General features: G+C 32.3%; 3 protein-coding genes. All 3 read left to right on the top strand.

Annotation, left to right across the window (positions count from 1 at the left end):
- The first annotated feature begins 524 nt into the window (after positions 1 to 524).
- The 3 genes from F6K22_RS37160 to F6K22_RS37150 all read left to right on the top strand — a co-directional run bounded on the left by F6K22_RS37160 (position 525) and on the right by F6K22_RS37150 (position 2,707).
- Positions 525 to 1,439, top strand: coding sequence for an ABC transporter permease (locus F6K22_RS37160; protein WP_293109766.1), 915 nt, complete (start codon positions 525 to 527; stop codon positions 1,437 to 1,439).
- A gap of 274 nt (positions 1,440 to 1,713) precedes the next feature.
- Complete coding sequence (locus tag F6K22_RS37155) at positions 1,714 to 2,562, top strand: ABC transporter permease (protein WP_293109764.1); 849 nt, start codon at positions 1,714 to 1,716, stop codon at positions 2,560 to 2,562.
- 4 nt (positions 2,563 to 2,566) lie between these two features.
- On the top strand, positions 2,567 to 2,707 hold the full coding sequence (locus tag F6K22_RS37150; protein ID WP_293109762.1) for a hypothetical protein: 141 nt from the start codon (positions 2,567 to 2,569) through the stop codon (positions 2,705 to 2,707).
- Positions 2,708 to 3,077: the final 370 nt, after the last annotated feature.

Genomic DNA, 3,077 nt, shown 5'->3' with positions numbered 1-3,077 from the left:
AGTTTATGACAAATACTGGACTAAATTAAGAAGTGGATAATTTTCATTAATGGATAATGGATAATGAATAATTGATAATGAAAATTATATCTAATTATTAATTAATAATTACCTCTGGTTAAAACCGTACTTGATTGAAGCAAGTGTGGAAATATCCTAGCAATTTTTTATCCTTAACTGGAGTTACTTTAAATCTCTGGGTATTAATTATTAATTATTAATTATTAATTATTAATTATTCATAACTCGGTCAGAGATTACTTTTAACTTTTGACTTTTAACTTCATGTAGCACTATATAGCAATCCGTGCATTGGTCGTAACAAGTTTGATAATAATTTCTTTTAGCTGAAAACGTTTAAAATTATGACTCCTGACTCCTGTACGGGCGATTCGCGAATCGCCCCTACTACCAAAATATTACAACCGATTAGAGGATTGCTATATAACCCAATCCTTGAGAAATTTTCCAATTTCTATAATATTATTTTTGAATTTTGACTTTTGAATTTTGACTTTACAAATATGAATACACCTAATAAACCATCTATTCCAGCTTTCCCTAATTCTCAGTCAAAACATGGTATAAGTCAAATATTTTCTAAACTATTGGGTCCTTTAGTTTTATTAGGTCCGGCAGGTTTATGGTTACTATTTTTATTAGTATTGCCGACTTTAGTAATTTTTGAGCTGAGTTTAGTAGAAAATATTCGACCAGGAGATTTAGTAATTCCTGACGGTATCGGTAACTATTTACGAGTTTTTGACTCCTTGAATTTAAAAGTAATTTGGCGTTCAATATATTTTGCTACAGGTACAACAATTTTATGTTTATTGTTAGGATTTCCTGTTGCTTATTGGATTGCTTTAATGTCGCCAAAACGGTGGCGAAATCTAATTTTATTGGGTTTTGTTTTGCCACTTTGGACTTCATCTTTGTTACGTTCTTATGCTTGGATTACAATTTTACGCCCTACTGGTGTATTAAACTCAATTATTGGAATTATCGGATTACCACCTTTGGAATTATTGAATCGAACTCCGGCAGTTTTGATTGGCATGAGTTATAGTTATTTACCTTATATTGTGACAGTTCTTTATGCTTCCTTAGAAAAATTAGACCGGAGATTATTAGAAGCATCATCTGATTTAGGTGCTACTCCTATACAAACTTTTTGGAAAGTAACAGTTCCCCAAAGTTTACCTGGTATTGCTGCAGGTTCTTTGTTGGTTTTTATTAGTTCTTTAGGAGATTTTGTTGACCCAGAATTATTAGGTGGTGCTTCGAGTATGACTGCTGCTAGATTAATTTATAACCAGTTTTTAGGAGCTACTCAAAATTGGGGTTTTGGTTCATCTTTGAGTATGGTTTTGATTTTAGGGGTGAGTATAGCGATCGCTCTTTTACTAAAATTTGGTGATGGTAGACCCTCTAAGTAAGTGTGGGGAGGATGGGGAGTGTGGGGAGATGGGGAGATGGGGAGATGGGGAGATGGGGAGATGGGGAGATGGGGAGATTGAATATTGAATATTGAATATTGAAGTATATATCGAATTACAGACATATATTATAGCAATTCTAAATAGGTTGTAACATTTAATCGTAGGGGTTTGGTCTCCAAACCCAAGCTAAATTAGGTTGTAACATTTGATCGTATTTTTTATTTACCACCTATATGAGTCAAAATTTTACTCAAGTTTAGATGAAAAACAAATGACAAATACAGTAACAACTCAAGAAGATAATATCCCAATAGATATGTCTAAATCTCAGATAAAACTTCAACTTTCTTGGCAGGTAATATTTACGGTTTTAATGTTCCTATTTATGTACTTGCCGATTTTTGTATTGACTTTTTATAGTTTTAATAAATCTAAATACAGTGCTGGATGGGAAGGTTTTACCCTGCAATGGTACGTCAAACTTTTTCAGGATACAAGAATTTTAACTGCTCTCCAAAATAGTTTAACTGTAGCTTTTTTTGCTGTAGCTGTTTCAGCAGTTATTGGTACTTTAATGGCAGTAGGTTTGACAAAATATAAGTTTCGTGGTAAGTCGTTATATCTAGGTATTTCTTATCTGCCATTAATTATTCCTGATATAGCGATCGCTGTGGCTACTTTAGTATTTTTAGCTGCACTGGCAATTAGATTAAGTTTATGGACAATTATTGCAGCTCATATTGTTTTTTGTTTAGCTTATGTAGGCTTAGTTGTCTCCACAAGATTAGCAGATTTAGACCCGAATTTAGAGGAAGCTGCCCTTGATTTAGGAGCAACACCATTAGAAGCTTTTATCAAAGTATTATTACCCCAATTAATACCAGGAATTTTGTCTGGTTGTCTGCTAGCTTTTGTACTAAGTATGGATGATTTTTTAATTGCTAGTTTTACTTCTGGGAGTGGAGCAACAACATTGCCAATGGAAATTTTTAGTCGAATTCGTACAGGGGTAAAACCAGATATTAATGCCCTAAGTGTAATTTTAATTGTAGGCTCAGGAGCAATAGCAATTATTGGAGAATTTTTGCGGAATAATGGTGAAACAAAGAAGAGGAATTAGTAGTATGATATCAAATCAGGGTAGTTATGATTTGCCGAATAAATCTGAAATATCTGAAAATTATGCTTTAATGAATTGTAAGCTATCAATTATCAACTATAAGTTATTAACTCATTATTTAGTCAGATTATTGATAGTCACATAATTTTTAAACACTTACCAATAGCTAATTTTGATGCCTAAAAATTATCATAATTAATTTTTAAAGTTATCGGCATTTATCATTATTCTATATAATAAATATATATAAATTATGATTAATTTAAGGGAATAGCAAAAAATAAATTATCCAATTTTTGGAATAGACTCTATTCCCTGCTCCCTAATCCCTACTCCCTAATCCCTACAGCGGTTTTTTTATGGGTAGACCACATTAGGGACGTTCCATAGAACGTCCCTACAAGATTTTGCTTATCAAGTGAGGTCTAGCTTTTTTTTCACAGTTTTAGTCGAGATTATTAAGAAAGCTGGACATGATATAACTCAAGATAATTTATATGCGAGAAAATCCCAAC

It is taken from the genome of Okeania sp. SIO2F4 (assembly GCF_010672385.1).
Lineage (GTDB): Bacteria > Cyanobacteriota > Cyanobacteriia > Cyanobacteriales > Microcoleaceae > Trichodesmium.
Note: the sequence above shows the minus strand (reverse complement) of the source record. Positions and strands in the feature narration are given on the sequence as shown.